Annotated in this window: 20 protein-coding genes and 1 tRNA gene; 9 read left to right on the forward strand and 12 right to left on the reverse strand. The window is 61.9% G+C overall.

The genetic code is table 11. The features are described 5' to 3' along the window. Positions 1-65 precede the first annotated feature (65 nt). The 9 genes from MMG94_RS09960 to MMG94_RS10000 all read left to right on the forward strand — a co-directional run bounded on the left by MMG94_RS09960 (position 66) and on the right by MMG94_RS10000 (position 6,168). Complete coding sequence (locus MMG94_RS09960; RefSeq protein ID WP_154419860.1) at positions 66-392, forward strand: hypothetical protein; 327 nt, start codon at positions 66-68, stop codon at positions 390-392. Positions 393-408: 16 nt separating this feature from the next. Further along, the gene (locus tag MMG94_RS09965; protein WP_016917759.1) at positions 409-984 is read left to right on the forward strand and encodes a terminase small subunit; all 576 of its coding nucleotides are present in this window, start codon (positions 409-411) and stop codon (positions 982-984) included. A 24-nt stretch (positions 985-1,008) separates the two neighbouring features. Further along, a complete protein-coding gene (locus MMG94_RS09970; RefSeq protein WP_154419859.1) occupies positions 1,009-2,076 on the forward strand; it encodes a hypothetical protein in 1,068 nt (355 codons plus the stop codon). Positions 2,077-2,151: 75 nt separating this feature from the next. Then, entirely contained in the window at positions 2,152-2,877 is a 726-nt protein-coding gene (locus tag MMG94_RS09975) for a hypothetical protein (protein WP_016917757.1), read from the forward strand. A 73-nt stretch (positions 2,878-2,950) separates the two neighbouring features. Next, entirely contained in the window at positions 2,951-3,184 is a 234-nt protein-coding gene (locus tag MMG94_RS09980; RefSeq protein ID WP_154419857.1) for a hypothetical protein, read from the forward strand. Positions 3,185-3,332: 148 nt separating this feature from the next. Next, positions 3,333-4,100 carry a carbonic anhydrase gene (locus tag MMG94_RS09985; protein ID WP_026015934.1) on the forward strand — a complete coding sequence of 256 codons (768 nt, stop codon included), beginning with the start codon at positions 3,333-3,335 and terminating at the stop codon, positions 4,098-4,100. A gap of 133 nt (positions 4,101-4,233) precedes the next feature. Beyond that, complete coding sequence (locus MMG94_RS09990; protein ID WP_016917754.1) at positions 4,234-4,497, forward strand: hypothetical protein; 264 nt, start codon at positions 4,234-4,236, stop codon at positions 4,495-4,497. 122 nt (positions 4,498-4,619) lie between these two features. After that, a complete protein-coding gene (locus tag MMG94_RS09995) occupies positions 4,620-5,528 on the forward strand; it encodes a DNA-processing protein DprA (protein ID WP_016917753.1) in 909 nt (302 codons plus the stop codon). Continuing rightward, complete coding sequence (locus tag MMG94_RS10000) at positions 5,497-6,168, forward strand: hypothetical protein (protein WP_016917752.1); 672 nt, start codon at positions 5,497-5,499, stop codon at positions 6,166-6,168. The genes MMG94_RS09995 and MMG94_RS10000 overlap by 32 nt, the downstream gene beginning before the upstream one ends. A gap of 320 nt (positions 6,169-6,488) precedes the next feature. On the opposite strand, the gene MMG94_RS10005 is transcribed toward MMG94_RS10000, so the two are convergent. From MMG94_RS10005 to MMG94_RS10060, 12 genes are all read right to left on the reverse strand, one after another. Next, positions 6,489-7,685, reverse strand: coding sequence for a GIY-YIG nuclease family protein (locus MMG94_RS10005; RefSeq protein ID WP_016917750.1), 1,197 nt, complete (start codon positions 7,683-7,685; stop codon positions 6,489-6,491). Beyond that, positions 7,678-9,756: a DEAD/DEAH box helicase gene (locus tag MMG94_RS10010; protein ID WP_016917749.1), complete on the reverse strand. Its 2,079-nt coding sequence runs from the start codon at positions 9,754-9,756 to the stop codon at positions 7,678-7,680. The genes MMG94_RS10005 and MMG94_RS10010 overlap by 8 nt, the downstream gene beginning before the upstream one ends. Beyond that, positions 9,753-12,551 (reverse strand): class I SAM-dependent DNA methyltransferase, encoded by a 2,799-nt coding sequence (locus MMG94_RS10015; RefSeq protein ID WP_016917748.1) that lies wholly within the window; start codon positions 12,549-12,551, stop codon positions 9,753-9,755. The genes MMG94_RS10010 and MMG94_RS10015 overlap by 4 nt, the downstream gene beginning before the upstream one ends. A 744-nt stretch (positions 12,552-13,295) precedes the next feature. After that, on the reverse strand, positions 13,296-13,832 hold the full coding sequence (locus tag MMG94_RS10020) for an ImmA/IrrE family metallo-endopeptidase (protein ID WP_026015933.1): 537 nt from the start codon (positions 13,830-13,832) through the stop codon (positions 13,296-13,298). After that, positions 13,829-14,182, reverse strand: coding sequence for a helix-turn-helix domain-containing protein (locus MMG94_RS10025; RefSeq protein WP_016917746.1), 354 nt, complete (start codon positions 14,180-14,182; stop codon positions 13,829-13,831). The genes MMG94_RS10020 and MMG94_RS10025 overlap by 4 nt, the downstream gene beginning before the upstream one ends. 221 nt (positions 14,183-14,403) lie before the next feature. Further along, positions 14,404-14,479, reverse strand: a tRNA-Thr gene (locus MMG94_RS10030). Positions 14,480-14,749: 270 nt separating this feature from the next. After that, positions 14,750-15,091: a lipopolysaccharide assembly protein LapA domain-containing protein gene (locus tag MMG94_RS10035; protein ID WP_016917744.1), complete on the reverse strand. Its 342-nt coding sequence runs from the start codon at positions 15,089-15,091 to the stop codon at positions 14,750-14,752. Between the two features lie 107 nt (positions 15,092-15,198). Beyond that, a complete protein-coding gene (gene ihfB, locus MMG94_RS10040) occupies positions 15,199-15,489 on the reverse strand; it encodes an integration host factor subunit beta (protein ID WP_016917743.1) in 291 nt (96 codons plus the stop codon). Between the two features lie 50 nt (positions 15,490-15,539). Then, on the reverse strand, positions 15,540-16,511 hold the full coding sequence (gene sppA / locus MMG94_RS10045) for a signal peptide peptidase SppA (protein WP_016917742.1): 972 nt from the start codon (positions 16,509-16,511) through the stop codon (positions 15,540-15,542). Between the two features lie 88 nt (positions 16,512-16,599). After that, positions 16,600-16,920, reverse strand: a complete 321-nt coding sequence (cutA, locus tag MMG94_RS10050) for a divalent-cation tolerance protein CutA (protein WP_016917741.1) — start codon at positions 16,918-16,920, stop codon at positions 16,600-16,602. A 61-nt stretch (positions 16,921-16,981) separates the two neighbouring features. After that, positions 16,982-18,436: a Do family serine endopeptidase gene (locus MMG94_RS10055; protein WP_016917740.1), complete on the reverse strand. Its 1,455-nt coding sequence runs from the start codon at positions 18,434-18,436 to the stop codon at positions 16,982-16,984. Between the two features lie 73 nt (positions 18,437-18,509). Next, positions 18,510-18,911: a DUF4260 domain-containing protein gene (locus MMG94_RS10060; protein ID WP_016917739.1), complete on the reverse strand. Its 402-nt coding sequence runs from the start codon at positions 18,909-18,911 to the stop codon at positions 18,510-18,512. Positions 18,912-18,915 lie beyond the last annotated feature (4 nt).

Consider the following 18,915-nt stretch of genomic DNA (forward strand, 5'->3'; position numbering starts at 1 on the left):
CCCCGCATCCGCACCACCACCCCCTTATAGGGGTGTGGGGGTGCGGTGCGGGGGAAAAATGAGAGTTGGTGCTGAAAGTGCGGGTGCGGGTGAAGGTGCGGGTGAAAAGTCGACGAGGGCACCCCTACACTGGCGGGCGCGAGAAAGGAAGAAACCAGATGGCCTGCAAACTTGAGGACGATGCTTTATTCCACACGCTCGCCGGCGTTGCGCGCGAACGCCGCGATGAAATCGGCGACGCGGCCGACCTCGCGAATGACCCCGTTTGGGTCGCAGCCCTGTGCCTGCTGGGCCTCGAAGAGTGGGACGATGAACCCGCACCCGAAGAACGAATGAAACGCGCGCGCGGCGTAATCGAGTCAATGCGACTGGCCAACGTCAGCGACGAATAACGATTAGGAGGCAGAAATGAAACTCACGCCGCGCCAAGCGCTCTTCGTCGAGGAATACCTGAAAGACCTGAACGCGACTGCGGCCTATATCCGCGCCGGCTATCGCGCGCGCGGCAACTCTGCGGAAGTGAGTGCGGCCAAATTGCTCAGACTTCCTAAGGTCGCTCAACACGTCGAAAAGGCGAAAGCGGATCGCACGCGACGCAACAATATCGACGCAGATCGCGTATTGCAGGAACTCGGACGCATCGCGTTCTTCGACATTGGCAAGGCGTTCACGCCCGACGGCGCGCTCAAGCCGCTCGACGAGATGGATGAGGACACGCGCCGCGCGCTGGCGGGGCTCGAAGTCGTGTCGCTCACCAGCGACGGCGAGCACATCGGCACGCTCAAGAAGGTGAAGATTGCTGACAAGCTCGGCGCTCTTGGCAAGCTCGCGCAGCATTTTGGGATGCTTGACCCGAAGATAACGTTGAAGGGCGACGCGCAGAATCCGTTGCTGCTTCTCGTAAAGCAAATACAGGGGAACTCGCTCATGCCTGTCCGCGAAGGCCTTTATGGCGGCGATGAGCGCGAAGACGACAACAGGTAGTTCAAGATCGAAGGAGAAATGGACATGAACACGAAGACGGGCGTCCACGGTTGGCGCCACTATGGCGAGTCGCCTTACTCTGCAAGCGGTTCCCCTTACTCTGCGCTTGTCAGCGGCGTTTTGCCGGCGCGCGGCATTCACTTCCTCGTCGTCAAGGACAAGACATCGGCCCGCGCCGTTGTCGCCGATCTTGCCGTAGCGGTCGCCGCGGGCCATGTCGGCTGCGGACTGTCCGAACCGGACGCCAAAGGCAAGCGCCACGATATGGCTGGCTTCTTCGGCCTGACCGTAGGAGCGCCGAAAGGCGTCGCGGTTGTTGGCGGGACGGATTTCCGCGGGACGCGCGCCGCCTCCCTGGCCCGCGGCGTCACTTCGCCGCTCCCGATCGCTTTCAGCGAGGCCAAGCAGAGCGACGTGGTGGGCACTCAGATTCACCGGATGCGACGCGAGACGGCCGGCGGCGTTGCGCTCGTCATCCTGGCAGCGGATTTCAGCGGCCCGGGCGCAATTCAGGCGGTCGTGGACTATCGCTCAGACGACTACGCGCTACTCGTCGTCGCGCCGCAGGAGCCGCCCTCCGCCCTCGTGGAGGCTGATACGCATGTGCTTCGCGTGACGGCGGACGCGATCGAGCTTGTGCGCCCGGAGAGCATCAATGGCTGGCGGCGCGGTTTCACGCTCGAAGCGATCCGGCTCATCTCCGGCGAAGCGCAGATTGTTCGCCCTGACCGGTCGAACGCCCAGCCGCCGATCGTCATCACGCGGGCGGAGCCGATACCCGCGGCGGCGCCCGAGCCGGAGATCGCGCAGCACGTCATCCTCGCGCTGGGCGGTTACGGCCTGCACCCTGGCGAGGCCAAGCGCTGGCCCGCTGGCGCGATCTTCGTCCGCGAAACTAAGGACGCTGTTGCCGCCGCGAGCGCCGTCGACGGTGTGACGCAAATCACGCTCGTTCAGGACCACGCCACGAAGGCCGTCTTGCATATCGAACAGTCGCGTCTGGAGTCCGCGATCGGCCGCGACCTCGAAAAGCGCGTGATCGTGAAAGTCTCGGACAAGCAATTGCTCGATCCGTATTGCGACGCCGCGTAGCAGCGCTGGACACCGTGAGCGTCGGCCGGCGTCGAGGCTCACACAACGTTCTTCTAGAGAAAAAGGACTAACGCTATGAGCCACGAAGAAGCCCACAACATCGCCGAAATGAAGGGACTCACCGACGAAGAGCGCGCGGCGCTCACCGAGTCTGACGCGCCCGCCCCGGCCGCCGACGAAGAGGCCACGGCCGAGTCGGTCGAGTTCCGCGCTGATCCAGCGCCGATCCTCAACGTCCGCGCGCCGGAGAACGCCAGCGCGGTGCTCGATCGCGTGAGCCAATTCGAGAACGACGTGGAGCGGCGGTTCTATGATGGCGAGATCACGTCGCACGAGTATCGCGACGGGCTCCGGCAGGCCGCCGAGGCGCGGGAGGAAGTCCGCTGGTCGCAGCGCAAGGCTGACCTCGCGCGCGAAATGGACGAGCAGGCGAAGGAGGCGGCTTGGTTCCGCGAGGTCGATCGCTTCCTCTCCACGACCGGCGCCGCGGTCGCCAAGAATGACATGACGAAGACGGCCTTCGACCAATATGTGAAGGAAGTCACCGCTGACCCGACCAACCAGCACCTCTCCGACCGCGCGCAGCTTGAGAAGGCGCACAAGCTCTTCGTGGCCGACTTCGGGCCAGCCTTCGGCACCCCGGCGGCACATCAGCCCTCCGGCGAAGGCGAGCGCGGCGACCTGGGCGGCGGCAAGTTCGCGACACTCGACCGCCTCGCCGAGTCCGACCCGATGGGCTACGAGCGCGCGCTCGCGAAAATGTCCGACGCCGAGCAGGCCGAATATCTGCGCTCGGCGTAGCGCGGTGAGGGCGAGCGCGCCATGGTCGGCCGCTCGCCTTCGTCCGGCCCGCCCGTTAATGACGGAGAGCGAGATGACCGAAAGATGGGATGCGGAATGCTCGTTGCTGGCGCACCTCGTCGCGGCGGAGAACGGCGAACCGCTGAACATCTCCGAGGCCGACCTTGTGGCCAGGTTCTGCCGGATTATCCGGGAGGCGCGGGTAACCAAGAAGTGGAAAGAAAAGCATCGCTTGGAGGTCGTGAAGATCGAGGCGGCGCTCGACGGGCGTGGCCGTTGGCCGACGGCGCTCTTGGAGGGTCGGTGAAGGCCCTCTCCGGTTGGCAGGCCAAAAGTCGTTGTCGAGAAAGCAGGAGAGCGGCTTCCGCCCCGCGTCTTAGTTGCGGAATAGGGGCCATTTGGCGCATCCTTCTGAACGGTGATCACAGTTTTGTTGCCGATAGGGAGATTCGTCGATGTGTCAGTCCTGTGGGTTCCCCGATATTGCGCACGGAAAAGAGGTGCCTCGCCGGGGCTTTATGTTCGGTGCCGCCGTGACGGGAGCGCTGTCGGCGGCGGGCGCGGCGCACGCAAAGGCTCGAAAATCGCGCAAAGCGGAATCGAAGCCGGAAGCGTCGCCGCCGAAGCCTGAAAACGTAATGGCGCCGGACGCCGCGCTCGCGCGATTGCTGGAGGGCAACAAGCGCTATCAGAGGGGCGTCGCCGCGCGGCACGATTTCGTCGCTGAGCGCGAGGCGCTCGTAGGCGGACAGAACCCTTACGCCGCGATCCTAAGCTGCGCTGATTCCCGCATCGCGCCAGAATACGCCTTCGACAGTTCGCGCGGGGATCTTTTCGTTTGTCGCGTGGCCGGCAACTTCGTCAGCCCGGAAAATATCGCGAGCTTCGAGTTCGCGGTCGAAGTGTTGAAGACGCCTTTGCTGCTCGTGCTCGGTCACGAGAGCTGCGGCGCCGTGAAGTCCGCGATCTCCTCGATTGCCGACAAGACGACGCTGCCCGGCCATTTGCCATATCTGGTGACGGCGCTGACGCCTGCGGTGAAGGCCGTCGCCGGCCAGCCGGGCGACGAGCTTGAGAACGCGACGAAGGAGAACGTCCGTCTCGGCGTGGAAGCGCTAAAGACGGCGACGCCATTGCTGAGTGCGGCCGTCAATGACAAGCGCATCAAGATCGTCGGCGGTGTTTATCGCCTTGAGAACGGGAAGGTCGAAATCTTCGCCTGATCGGAATGGAATGCCACTACATTGGGGGCCGGTCACCCGCACCGGCCTCTGCATAGCTCTTGACGACGCCTTTTCTCACGACTCATCGACTTAGGCGTGGCGGGAAAGATGCGTCAGGCGTATCCTCTCGACCATGACCAACGTCCTCGTCACTCCCGAACGCGCCGCCTTTCTGCGCCAACGCCTAAAGGAGAAGTTTGCCGAGTTGCAGGCAGCCAAGGCGAACTTCTCGGCGGTGTGTGAAAGGCTTGGGACCGAGCCGCGATCGAAGTTTGGGGAGTTCGCGCAGTCGTTCGAGGAGATTGGCCTGGACTGGAGCGTTCCACTCCTGACGCGCGCTTGTAGGTCGGGGAGTTCTGCACAGGCCAACGTTGAACGCCCATTTCTTTCGTTTTAGGATTGAGCACAAATTCCTAATGCACTCCCTGCATGTTCGCGATATGTTCTCACGGTAGGCGAACGATAAAGGCTCGACGGAGTTCGCGAAGTTATGTCGGTCTCGGGATAGTTGGCGCAAGTATGCAACAGGCAACGCTCTGGAACTCAAAGAAACAGCCCGGTCCCGTGAGCGACCCGATTGACGCTGCTTTGGAAATTGGAGCGTATGAAGCGCTTTGGAGCGAGCAGAACGCAAGTTTCAAGAGCCTCGCGGAGCGATTTGCTGCGAGTTCGCCGGGGACAAGGCCTTCTGCGCTCGTGCCGGAAGACGAAGCCCGTGAAGTCGCCGAGCGAGTGTTGAAAAAGCTGCGCCATCGCGTCCACAGCCGGTTCGACGTTAGAGTTCATGGCGAATCAGACTACCCCTCACGTTTGCGCGACGCGACGCATCCCGTTGAACTTCTATATTTTCAAGGGTTTTGGGAATTGATCGCCACTCGCGCCGTCGCCGTCGTAGGCACGCGCAAACCCACATCGGATGGAGTTATTCGCGCTCGGCAATTGGTTCGAAAGCTGGTGGCCGACAAATTCACGATCGTCTCGGGTCTTGCGGAGGGCGTCGACACCACTGCGCACACGACGGCGATTGACGAAGGCGGGCAGACCATCGCAGTGATCGGAACGCCTCTTGGTCACGTCTACCCCAAAGCAAACGCCGAAATGCAGGAGCGTATTGCTCAAGAATATCTGCTCATCAGTCAGGTTCCGATCGAGCGATACGAGGCACAGAACTATCGCGTAAACCGCTTTTTCTTCCCGGAGCGAAACAAAACGATGTCGGCTCTCACCGAGGCGACGATCATCGTTGAGGCCGGAGAGACTTCTGGAACGCTTGTTCAGGCGCGGGAGGCGCTTAAACAAAAGCGTAAGCTCTTCATCCTCAACAGTTGCTTTGAACGCAGCGACCTGACGTGGCCGCATCGGTTCGAACGAGAAGGCGCGATCCGCGTGCGGGACTATGACGACATTCGACGCGAGCTGGTCGGGTAAACTTCGCCTTGTCGGCGACTTGGAGCGTCCAGATCATTGGCATCTCGCGGCACAAGACCAATGCTATTTCTTCGGCGACTACACGGCGCGTGCCGGCTACGCGCACAGCGCCACAAATGGCTTGATCAGCAATCTTAAAAAGAAGCCGTCGACGCGAAACACTCCGCAATGGAAATACAAGTCCGGCGCAATCAGGGATGTCGGGCAGGCTATTGCGCGCAATCTCACACCGGAAGCATTGTCGACAGTCACGTTCGTTCCAATCCCACCGTCAAAGCCTCAAACCTCTCCCGATTATGACGACAGGATGGTTCAAGTCGCAAAGGCGATTGGTCCCAACATCGATTTGAGGGAGGCAATATTCACGCGCGCCGAACGTGAGGCAATGCATGTGAATGATGGCCGCCGCGATCCACACGCGTTGCGAGAATCGTTGGGGCTGAAAAGCGAGCTAACAAAGAGCCGTCCCGCGCAAGTGATTTTGCTTGATGATGTTCTCACGACGGGTTGCAGTTTCACCGTCTGCAAGTCACTTCTCGCAGAGGTTTGGCCTGGGGTCGATATATTTGGCGTGTTCGTTGCTCGCCGTGTGATTGATCGAACCATCGACTTCGAAGACCTGTCCGGCATTGAGATTTGAGAGGTGCCTTTTCCGCGACAACGTTTGTGCCGAGGCTGCACATGTTCGCACCGTCTATGTCTGGACCCTGCATATTCGGCCAAGGGTGCCTTTTGACGCGAACGCAGCGAGCACCTGAGGAAGCGGTTGAATACCGCAAGATGGGCGATATAGGCGACCTTATCGAGGCAACGGCGGATGAATCGTCGAAGACGATCCACCGCGGCGCTTTGGACGCAGAATTCAGACCGGACGCGCCCCCTCCGTCTACCGGCTCCGCGGAGACTGATAAGGCCTGATTGTTGTGTGCGACATGCTCACGGTCTGGATCAGCACTTTGGCTACGCCCCGATCGGCCTCAGCGACGCGCTCTCCACGTCGTATTTGTAGTCAACGATACTCCTGTCCTCGATCCTACGGACGGCCTCGTCGATGACCGGCAAAGGGACTAGGAACCATTCCTGCGGCCTCACGGGATTCCCGAAGCGATCCTTCAATTCGAGGTCGAGGCGCGCCGCTGAGAAGAAACGGTGGACGAGGCGCTCCAGCTTTGACCTGTTGATTTGGTAGAGCCGGTATGTCGCCATTACCTCGACGCCGGCCAGCAGGAACGTCGGGTCCCGTTCGGCGCCGGCGAGGCGCTTCGGGAGGTCGTTTCCGGTGACGCCGATCTTGTGCAGCACAGCCCGGTTGGCGGCGATCCTCGGGTCTCTCGACCTGCTGCGCAGCACGTAGATCGTGCCGCTCTCGTCGCCCGATGGCAATTCCGGGGGATCATCCTCGCCCGCGTCAAAGAGCGGCCCGGCTTCGGGCTCCGTTATGCGGCGCCCGGCCTCGTCCTTGTAAAGCGCGCGCTGGAAAGAGCGCATCAGCCCGCGGCTCTCCGTCCCGTTGTCGTAGACGACCCGCATCCTGGCATTTCGGCGATCCTGGTCGGTGCGGAACTCCTCGCCGATCTCGGCGACATACGCCATCTGTCCGCCGAGGATGAAGAAATCCCCCTGCTTGATCTCAGCGTCCCGCTGGAAGGGTCGGGTGCGCCGCGCGCCCACCTCGAGGTCGGTCCGCATGCGCCCGAACAGAGGCTTGAAGGCGTCGAAGTCGGGGCACGGCGTCCGCCTCGCGACCTCGTCGGCGGCGTTGATTTCGGCGTGCGGCCTGACATGCTTCAGCGTCGTGATGCTGTCGGGCTGCTCCTCGATCTCCAGCTCCGCCAGCAGCGCCTCGTCGTCCTCGGGTTCGTGCGCCTGGTCGCCGTCCATGCCGCCGGAAAGCAGCCCGAATTCATCCAGGGGCACCAGAAGGTCGTGGAACTCGGCCTGCTCGCGCAGCCGGTCGAGCCGCACTGCGTAGAGGCGCTCGAAGATGTCGCGATCCTCGCCGTGCGACGGGCACCGTCCATTCTCCTTCGCGAAGCGGACGATGTCCTCGAAGCCGGCAATGACGCGCTCCTGGAGGGGAGAGTATGCGCCGGCCTTTCTTTCCTCGGCCGGCAGTTCGAGCGCCGCGAGCAGCTGATCGTCGTCCATGTCAGGCATCGACGTCGGCTTTCTTCGCGTCGGCCATCATCTTCGCGAACGCCAGTCTGCCTTCAGCCAACTTCCGCTCCCAGGCATCCTGCGAGGAGAGTTCGGGCCAGCGCTTGCGCTCCTGCTTGAACCGCACGGCGCGCTTGGCGAGGTCGCGCGCCTCTTCGAGCGTCAGCTTAACCTTTTTCGAGGAGATTATCTCCTCGACCTGCTTCAGGCTGTGCTCGCTCATGCGCTTCGCGAGGATCGAGTAGGCTGGTCCGAACGGGTTGATGCTGTCGATCAGGTCGATGTCCAGCTCGCGGACGTTGACGAATTGCCGCACGCCCTCGATGAGCGCGAGGTTGGCCTTCCGCTCCCCATCGCCTCCGCCGGGCGCATTCGCCTGCATCGACTTGGCCTGCTGCGTCAGGTTCAGCGCCGCGACGGCGTGCTGGCGGACCGCCTCCTGGTCGGCCTCGTTCAGTTCGGGATAGCGCTCGCGCACGATGGCGCCCATGTGGAGCTGCGTCAGCTCCTCCGGAATTGTGCCTTCCCGGTCGAACAGGCCGCGCTCCGCGGCGCGCTTGTCCTGCACGAAGGCCGCGATCACCTCGTTGATATCCTCGGCGCAGATGCGCGTCGCCTCGGAGCTTTGCGGCATCGTCAAACCCTTGATCTCGACGTGGAACTGGCCGGTCTGCTCGTTGAAGCCGACATTCGGTCCATTCTCGCAGTAGCCGTTTTCGCCGTAGTCGTATCCCTCCTGCGGGCCGGCGTCCTTGGGCGTGAAATTGTAGCGAGGCGCGAGCACCTGCTCCATGAGGAGGCTGGCGGCTATCGCCTTCAGCGTGTCGTTGATGGCGGATGTGACCGCCTCCTCGGAGGCATCGGGCTCGGCGATCAGGTTGGTGAATCGCGCGGTGGATTTTCCTGGCGCGTCGCGGGTCGCCCGGCCGATAATCTGGATGATCTCGGTGAGGCTGGCCCGGTAGCCGACCGTCAGCGCGTGCTCGCACCAGATCCAGTCGAAGCCTTCCTTGGCCATCCCCAGGGCGATGATTATGTCGACGTGGTCGCGGTTGTCGCGCTGCGCGGGGTCCTTCAGGGCGCCGACGACCTTGTCGCGCTTGGCCGGGTCGTCCTCCACGAGATCGGCGATTTTGAGCACTCGCCCGTCGGGGCGCCTAATGAGGTGGAAGCCCGTGGCCGGATCCTCTCCCTGCCACTCGCCAAGGCCGTGCATGATCTCGTTGGCCTCCTCGATCTTGCCTCGAGTCGTGCTCTCGCGCGAGTTGACGTTGGGGATGTGCACGATCGTCTTCAGCGAAGGGTCGAGCACATCCATGATCCAGTCGAGATATTTGCCCGAGTAGAAGGAATAGCCGAGGTCGAGCGATTTCAAATGTTCGTAGCCGTTGAGCTGTTCGTAGTACGTATATGTGACCGTATCGAATTTGGCCTCGTCATCGGGCGCGAGGACAGGCACCGCGTCGCCGCGGAAATAGGAGCCGGTCATCGCGACGATGTGGACCTTGTCGCGCGAGATGAGGTCGCGGAGCTGTGCCCCGAGTCGGTTGCTCTGGTCGGCGCTGACGTGGTGGAACTCGTCGATGGCAATCAGGCAGTCGTCGAAGGCCTCGATGCCCAGGTCGTCGACGGCGAAGCGGAAGGTCGCGTGGGTGCAGACGAGGATACTGTCGTCGCTCCCCAGGAACTCCCCGACCGCCTTCACCTTCGACGGGGCGACCTTGCCGTTGTCGTCGCCTGGCGCGTTGCACAGGTTCCATTTCGGCGCGACCGTCCAGTCCCAATAGAAGCCGTATTTAGACAGGGGCTCGTCGGCGAACGAGCCGCCGATGGACCGCTCCGGAACGGCGATGATCGCCTTTCGGATCCCCTGGTAGTTGAGCTTGTCGAGGGCGAGGAACATCAGCGCGCGGCTCTTGCCCGAGGCCGGCGGCGACTTGATCAGCAGGTATTGCTCGCCGCGCTTTTCGTATGCGCGCTCCTGCATAACGCGCATGCCGAGTTCGTTGGCCTTCTTAGAGGCGCCCGATCGCGCCGACTGCATGGAAACGGAGGGAATGGAAGCGGTCATGAATTCGCCTTCGCTTTCTTCGGCGCCTTGGCCTTCGGGGAGCCCGCCCCCTGCGCCGCGGTCATTTTGGTGTAGAGATCGAACATCTTCTCGAGCCGCTCGGTGTCGTTTTTGAAGCGGCGCCCGATGTAGATGCGCTCGAGCGTCTCGTCGTTCTTCTCATGCGCCCGCCGAACATCCTCGGGCATCGTCTCGGGATCGTAGAGGTCGGCGATGGTCGCCGGGAAATGCGATTCACGCGTGAGCAGGATGTCCTCGGCACAGCGCGTGAGGTCGGCTTTGTTCTTCTCGGTCAGTGTTGGAACCGGAAAAGTGTTCCAGCCGAGTGTGTTGGAATAGCGGAAGTCGGTTTTCAGCTTTCCGCAGACGGTGGCTATCCAAATGAGGTGCAGGCGCGACGCGATCAACGACATATTCCAGAGCGGGGCGTCACAAAGCGCAAAGCACTGGTCCGAAATTATAGTTCCAGAGGGCATTAATAACGTTGGGAGATATTCACGGTTTTCCGAGCTTACGCGTGGAACGACAATCAGCTCCTCGGTACCCATTTGGCGAACCTGTTGGAACGCATATGGTCTTGTCGCGGTATCACGAGTCAATTTTTTCGTGCTCGCCAGACGGAATTTGGCGACCGCTTCAATTCGAGCTTTTATTGACGGGATATTTTTGGCATAACCAGACGACGCATCGTTAATCCAAATGCAATACCTTTGCAATCCGTTAATTGCTTCGACTGATCCGGAAAATCTACGTATTAATTTGAGATGTTGCTCCTGCGTCAAATTCAAATTTAGCAATTCGTTTGCCTCTAGTAGTAGATGTCCTCCATCAACGGCCTTGTTCCCATTGTCCATTTTGGCGGCGCCTCCCAATACGTTGTCAGTTGGAACAACAAACACGTTTGGACCTGCTACAAGATAAGCGTTGATGTTAGCGCATTCCTTCGCCGTTACGGCACCATTTTCACCCACGGAAAAGATTTTTGGAGCCCGCTGTCGTTCCTGTGAAAACCCGATGATGACCACAGTTACACCGGCATTATTGCTCGCAAGGTTCGACCACTTGAATGACGTGTAAGCGAATTGAATGCTGCAACCCGCCCCGAATACGATTGGCCAAAGAATTGATACTGGCTGACCCTGGCAGATCGAGTTGGTGCTAACGAACGCGGCAGCCCCGGAGTTTGAGGCAAGCCAGTCCGCGGCTTTGATGAGCCATCCGGATACATAGTCAAGGAAGCCACTTGATGATGTCCTCCCGCTTACAACTGCCCGAAGGTCGGCTTTCTGGTCGGCGCTCTGCCAAGTGCTTCCCAGGTATGGAGGATTCCCGCAAATATAGGTTTCCCCGCCTTCGTTTTCGAAGTCTATCTGTGCCTGGTCCAGCGGCGTGTGAAACAGGTCCTCGGCATGATGCTTGACGCCGGTCCCTGTAGGCGGACAGATGCTGAGCCAGTCTAGGCGCAGCGCATTCCCGCAGGTGATCCAGTTCTGCGCGTCCAGCGGCAAGAAGTCGGCCAAGGCTTCCTTCTGGCCACGATAGATCACGTCGCATTGGTATTCGGCTATGATTAACGCCAGACGCGCGATCTCCGCAGGGAAGTCGCGCAGCTCAATGCCGCGAAAGTTGGTGAGCGGGATGTCGCTCTTGCGCCCGTCCTCGCCACGCCGGCGGTTGATCTCCGCCTCGATCGCCCGCATCTCCTTGTAGGAGATGACGAGGAAGTTTCCCGACCCGCACGCAGGGTCGAAGATGCGGATCCTCGCGATGCGCTTGCGGAGGTTCAGCAGCATGCGTGAATTTTCGCCAGCCTCCTCGAGCCTCGCCCGCAAGTCGTCGAGGAACAGCGGGTTCAGCACCTTCAGGATGTTCGGCACGCTGGTGTAGTGCATGCCGAGCGCGCCGCGTTCGTCGTCGTCCGCGACGGCCTGGATCATCGACCCGAAGATGTCGGGGTTGATCTTCTTCCAGTCCAGGTTGCCGATGTGCAGCAGATACGACCGCGCGATTTTACTGAAGCGGGGGACGTCTGTGTCGCCCGAGAAAAGGCCTCCGTTCACATAGGGGAAGGCGTCAGCCCAGCGAGAAATCTTGGCGCTTTCCCGCTCCGTCGCTTTCGTATTCATGGCGCGGAACAGTTCGCCGATCACCCCATGGGTGTTGGACGAATCCTTCGCGCTCATCGTCTCGACGGTCTCAGTGAACAACCTCTCACGACAGAATATGTCCGTGTCCTCCGCAAAGAAGCAGAAAATCAGCCGCGCCATGAAATGGTTCATGTCGTGGCGGCGCTTGGAGGTCCCCCAATCGGGATTGTCCTTCAGTAGCTCGACATAGAGTTTGTTCAGGCGGCTGGTCGCCCGAATATCGAACGAGCTTTCGCGGATCTGCTTGACGGTGGTGATCCCGGCAAGCGGGAGGAAGAAGCCGAAATGGTTGGGAAAATCCGAATAATCACAAGCGACCGTCTCGCCCGTGCTCAGATCCTCCGCCTCGAAATCGGCGCCGTCGGTCGCCAGGATGAACTTGGCCTTGGCGGACGCCGTCTTCGCGCTGTTCCTGAGCGCCGTGAGCGTCTGGCCGACCTCGCCGGCCGGGCAGGCCGCGAGATGGATGTTGTTCCGCTGAAGCACGCCGCCCGCGACGTCCGAGGCATTGTTGGAGCCGCTGCGCAGCCGCTTGAGCGTCGTCTCCTTGTTCCCAAAGGCCGCCAAGAAAGCGTAGGGGAATTTAGACGCATCGAAGGGGGCGGCGGCCAGCGCCGAGACGGCTTCCTCGATTTCTACAGCGTTCATGCACTAACCTGCTATTCCATTCGCGTCTAAAACGGGGCGGCGAGGCGGAGGAATGCCTGCCAGAAGACAGGCGCATCTATCGCGTTTTCGGTCTCGAGTTAAGCTCACCGCAGGTGGCGTCGGCAAACGGCCCGGTCGCTCTCACATCTCGGCGATGGGTGCCGAGGCACGAGGCGCATTGCAAGGCCGGCTAGTGTTTGCGAGCGTCATGGCGCGGGCCGTCGTGTTTTCTCTGGGCCGCCGTTCGTGTCGCTGGGTCGGGGAAAGACAGACGGCTCAGACCCCGTGCGTTGCGGTCTGTGCATAGCTGCGGTCGCTGAAGACTACGCCGCATGTCCCTGAACGCTGAGGGCCGAACTATGCCCAGATGAGCCAATCCACTAATGAAAAAGGGCGGCGCGTACGCCGCCCAAGGGTTTACCCAACGCCCGGCTACACGGGAATCAGGATGGGCCAAGCGCGCAGGCCGAAGGCCCTCGCGAACAGCCGCTTGCCGGTCTTGGGACACGTCCGCCAAGGGCGGAAAATGTACCGGTAGCCCGGCGGAGGGGGAGGAAGCTTTGCAGCCATCCGCCGTCTCCATAGGGCGCTATTCCCTTGACACGGCCGAAAAAAGTCGATTCTTATTTTTTTGCATAACTCCGAATCGACAGTCAGTTCAGCCAGTCTGGGTTCCACGCCGGCGAGCCCTGCCTGCCCGACGCGGAAAACTTTTATGGCCCGGGCGAAAGCTCGGGTCTCTTTTTAGATCATTCCTCGACTCCTCAGGAATTTCAGGCGGTTCCGCGCTGCGTCGTAGGAAACCCCATGACGATCGACAACAGTTTGCTCAGTATCGCTAGACCGGAAGAAGCCCCTCGGCATGAGGAGTTCTGCGGCGAACTGGTTTGCTTGTGGCTCACTTCTGCGAAAGGGTTTGACTTCCTCAGCAGGGCTGACCCTTGCCAGCGCGACGTTCCGGTGCAGCCAAAAATGACCGAGCTCATGGGCCGCGGTGAACATGGCACGACCGTCGCCGGCCAGCGCCGCGTAATAGACATCTTCCCTCAGCTCTAGGAACTCGCCGGATGGGTCAGTAAGTCCCTCGGCGTTCCCCATTTCGGTTCGATCGCCTACTTCGAACTGCAACACGCCAAGGTGATGATCCAAGACGCGTTCGATAAAATCGACGACTGGGAAAACCGGAGCGAGCGACAGGTTGAATTGCTCCCTCACACGATTGGTTATTCGACCTATTTCGTCCCAAGAACGAGCCGGAACAATGAAGTCGGTGCCGCTCACTTGCTCGAGCCCTCCAAGATCTTGCGGATACGAAGCAGCTCCTCATCGGAGAGCCCGTCAATTTTTCTCGCCATGAGGCCGGCTGTGTCGCGAGCTAGGGCGCTATTGGGCTGGATGACGAAAGCCGTCCGAGATGCGTCCGCCGCGCGACGGAGCGCTTGCCAAGCTCCGTCCGCCAACTGGTAGCTTTTCGCTACTAAGTCTTCGAAGCCCGCGGGCGGAGCCTTTTTCCCGACTTCGACCGCAGAAATGAATGAAGCGGACTTTCCAATCCGCCGCGCCATATCGGCCAGGCGTTCGCCCTCGTCGATACGAAGCTTGCGCAGCTCCTTGCCTATGTCTGTGAGCATGGCTTTTCCTCCCAGATGGTTAATTAATCCATCAGGAGGAATTTTTCAACCAGCGTGGTTGAAATACTGCACATCGGGATCTCGGCATGGCCGAGGGTCTGCTCAGTGGGATAGGGAGGAGCGAGCGGCCGATTTCTCTCGCCGTGGCGACACGGTGGCGACACGCGACTAGAGCCACCTTGGTCGCCTCGACAATTTTCGTTGTAACTCATTGATTTAAATGGTGCCGCAAGAGGGATTCGAACCCCCGACCCCATCATTACGAATGATGTGCTCTACCAGCTGAGCTATTGCGGCGTCGCGCGGTTTCGGCGCGGGTTTCTCTTATCGGCGCGCGGCGGGATTTTCAAGCGGGTTCGGGTTGTTTTTGGCGACTTCGCGATAATCCGCGCTCCCGGACTCTTCGAGCGCGTTTCGATCGGTAATGGCAGCCGACACCCCGGGAATTCTTCAAGGGCGCTCTCAAATGTGGAAACAACCCACACGGGGGCGCCACGGGGCGCTATGCAGACATCGGCCGCGCGGCCCTATCCGGGCTGCCGCGTCAATCTCCTGCCGCTCCGCGTGTCACCGCTTCCCGGCTTTGGCCTCGGCCGGGAGTTCGGCAAGCGCCTGCTGGCGCAGCTTCTCGATTTCAAGGCGTGTTTTTTTGGCCTCTGTCCGCGCGATTTTCGCCGCGCGGCGCACCGGCAAATGGCCGAGCCAGGACGAGACGCCGCCGGCCAGCACGCCGACCGCCATCGATGCGAGAACGACGAGGAAGAGCGGCGCCTCTATATAAGGCGCCGCGGCGTCGCTCGCGGCGAAGGGATCGAGTCCGATCTTCACCGGACCGCGATTCGCCATGGAGAAAAACAGGATGACCAGCGCGAGCGGAACGAAGACGATGATGCGCATAACGGATTTCATGACTTCTTCCTAAGCTCGGCGGCGCGCCGAATTGAGTTCGACTGCGCGGCGGCCACGAGAGCCCGGCGTCATGTTCCCGCCGCGGGCGACGCGCGGCCAGATGGCCGTCAGCCCTGATAGTTCTCGTTCAGCCGCTCGCGCATCTCTTTGCCGGTCTTGAAGAAGGGCACGCTTTTCTCCTCGACGGAGACCTGGGCCCCCGTGCGCGGATTGCGTCCCGTGCGCGCGTCGCGCTTCTTGACCGAGAAGGCGCCGAAACCGCGCAGCTCGACCCGATCGCCACGCGCGAGCGCCGACGTGATCTCGTCGAGAATCGTGCTGACAATCGTCTCGACGTCGCGCTGATAGAGATGTCCGTTGCGGCGCGCAATTCGCTGAATAAGTTCCGATTTGATCATGTCCCAACCTGCATGTCGCTTCTGTGTTCAAATAGGCGCTTGCGACGACCTCAAGGCGCGTCGAAACCCTGCCAAATCGCCAATAGACCGTCAAGAGTTGCGCGCCTTTCCGCGGTCGCCGCGCGCTCGAGCGCGCCGGCGGCCGTCTCGAGGCCCGCCACACGCGCCGCGACGGCGGCGCTTTCCACGAAACCCAGACTCTCCAGGCTCGATTTCTTCTTCCAGTCCCGGATCGGGAGATCCTTGCCGATCTTCTTGTTCGCCTCCAGCCAGGCCATCGCCTCGCGCTCGCCGCCAATGGCGTCGACGAGCTTCAAAGGCAGGCCCATATGCGCGGTGAAGACGCGGCCGTCCGCGACCTTCGCGAGTTCCGCGTCGTCGAGATGGCGGCGCTCCTTCACCAGATTCTTGAACCAGTTGTAAGAGTCCGCCACGAGGCTGGCGATCGCCGCCTTGGCGGCGTCGCTCGTCGGTTCAAACCCGTTGGGCGACGCCTTGAGCGGCGAGGACTTGATCTCCTCGACCTTGACGCCAACCGAGTCGAGCAGCTTGTAGAAATTCGGATATTGAAAAAGCACGCCGATCGAGCCGACGATCGAATTGTTCTCGGCGACGATCGTATCCGCCGCGAGCGCCGCGATATAGGCGCCGGACGCGGCGAGCGTGCCGACGACGGCGACGACCGGCTTCTTCTCATTCAGCCGCCGCAGCTCGTCATAGAGCTTTTCGGCGCCGGTCGTGGTGCCGCCCGGACTGTCGATCGCCAGAAGGACGGCCTTGGCCTGATTCGACTCGCCGATCTTCTTGACGAGATCGATCGTGTCCTTGTCGCCCGTGATGAGGCCCTGCAGCGAGAGACGGGCGACATGGGGGGTGAGCTTGTCGGGCGAATCAGCGCCGGAAATGCGCGAGACGGCGATCAGCCCCGCGACGCCCGCCGTGGCGATCGCCGCCATGCGCCACCAGCCGAGCTTGCGCCGCAGGCGGCGTCGATCGAGGAGGTAATCCGTTGTCGCCGGCATGAACTGTCCTTCGCGAGGCCTTTGCTTCGGCGCAGTAGGTAAGCCGAGTTGCCCCGTTTGAAAAGCGCCACGGCCGCGTTTGACCCGGTCAATCGCGCCTTGTCTCGCCATTGAGCCAGGCGGCGTAGGCGAGGTCCGCATCGGCGGCGTCGATGCGCAGGATTTCCGGCGTCTCGTAGCTGTGGAGGCGGCGCACCAGCGCGGCGAGGGCGGGATAATCCGCGCCGCGGCATTTCATCTCGAGACGCCACTCCCGCGTTTCGCAATATTCGCCTTTCCAGACGTAATGACTCGCAATGGCGGCGATCTGAACGCAGGCGGCGAGTCTCTCGGCGAGAACGGCGCGCGCGAGCGCCTTCGCCTTATCCTCATCGTCGATCGTCGTGATCAGGATAGAGACGCCGCTCACCCTCGCCTCCCCTGTCGCGCCCCGAAAGGCTGAAAAACGGGGCTCCGCTTTTCAGCCGGCTCTAGCCGCCGACGACGGTCGTGAAGACCTGCCCGCCGCGCGCCATCGTAATCTTCCAATAATAGGCGCGGCTCGACGCGACCTTGTCGAGATCGCGAGTCGATTCGATCTTCTGGTCATTGACCGCGAGCACCACGTCGCCGCGCTGCAGATTGAGCTGTTGCGCGAAGGAGCCGTCTTCGATCTCGGAGACGACGACGCCATTGGCGGTCCCCTGCACGGACATTTCCTCCACCACCGCCGGCGAGATATTCACCACGGTCGCTCCCGCGAAAGGCGACTGGCCCTTCAGCTTGATCGCGTCTCGCGGCGGCGTTTCCGGCGCGGGGGTGAGGCGCATCTGCGCGACGATCTTCTTGCCGCCGCGCAGCACGCCGAGCGTCGCCTGACCGCCGAGGGGCTTGGTGCCGAGCCGGAAGCCGACCGATTCCGGGTCGTCCGCCGTCTGGCCGTCCACCGAAACGATGACGTCGCCGCGCTTCAGTCCGGCGTCGGCGGCCGGGCCCTTGGGGTCGATGTCGGCGAGAAGCGCGCCGGTGGGACGTTCGAGGCCGAGCCCCTCCGCGATCTCCTGAGAAATGGTCTGCAACGTCGCGCCGAGCCACGGGCGCTTGACCGTTTTGCCGCCGCCCTTGGCCGCCGCGAGCACGCTCTTGACCATATTGACGGGAATGGCGAAGCCGATGCCGACCGAGCCGCCGGACTTGGAGAAGATCGCCGAATTGATGCCGACGACGCGGGCGTTCATGTCGACGAGAGGGCCGCCCGAATTGCCGGGATTGATGGCGGCGTCGGTCTGGATGAAGAAGCCATAGTCGGAAATGCCGACATGGGTGCGCGCCAGCGCCGAGACGATGCCCTGCGTCACCGTCTGGCCGACGCCGAAGGGATTGCCGATGGCGAGCGTGAGGTCGCCGACTTCGAGCGCGTCGCTGTCGCCGAGCTCCATGGTCGGGAAGCCCGAACCCTCGGTGAGCTTCAGCACGGCAAGATCGGTGCGCGGATCGCGCAGCAGGATTTTGGCCGGAATCTCGCGCTTGTCGGCGAGCGCGATCTTCACGTCCGTCATGCCCTCGATGACGTGATTATTGGTGACGACGAGACCCGCCGGATCGACGATGACGCCGGAGCCGAGCGACTGCGCCGTATTGGGGCGCCCCGGCATGCCGCCGCCGCCCTCGCCGAAGAAGCGGCGGAAAATCGGATCGTCGAGAAAGGGATTGGCCGGCATGCGCTCGACGCGCGAGGCGAAAACATTGACGACGGCGGGCTGCGCCTTCTTGACGACCGGCGCGAAGGAATAGGCGATTTCGGCGCGGCTCCTGGGAATGGCGGGCGCGTCGAGAGTCGAGACCTGCGCCCGCGCCGGGGATGCGGCGCGGCCGACGTGAACCAATGCAAGACCGGCGAGGCAAGCGAGCGCCGCGAAAGAGACATAGCGCAAGGTCGGACGCATCAACCGCTCCAAGAAGAATCGCTTTAGCGCGAATATAGGGACGAAAACCCGCCGATGCGAGACAGGCCGTCGATCAGGCGCGCGGCCGCCCGACGAGGCCCAGATGCGTCTGCGAGAACGCCGCGCCATATTTGAGGCCGAAGCCGAGCGCGCGGTCGAAACCAATATGAGCGAGATGGATCGCCGCCAGTTGCAACAGCAAGGGTTGCCCGAGCGCGAAGCCGAGCGACCCATAGGCGAGCGGCCCGATCGTCGTATGAGCGAGGTTGTAGAGGAGCGCTCCCGGCCTCGGCCCGGCGAGATAGGCGAGGAGCGAAAGGTCCGGGACGAGAAACAGCAGGGCGAAGAACCCCCATCCGCCGCCAAGCCGGGCGTAACAGAAAAGGGCGGCCGCCATGAGCGCCGCCCCCTCCAGTCTCAGAACGAGCCGCGGCCAGCCGGAAACGAACCCCGTCGTCTCGTCCGTCATGCGCATCCGG

The sequence above is a fragment of the Methylocystis parvus OBBP genome (assembly GCF_027571405.1).
Lineage (GTDB): Bacteria > Pseudomonadota > Alphaproteobacteria > Rhizobiales > Beijerinckiaceae > Methylocystis > Methylocystis parva.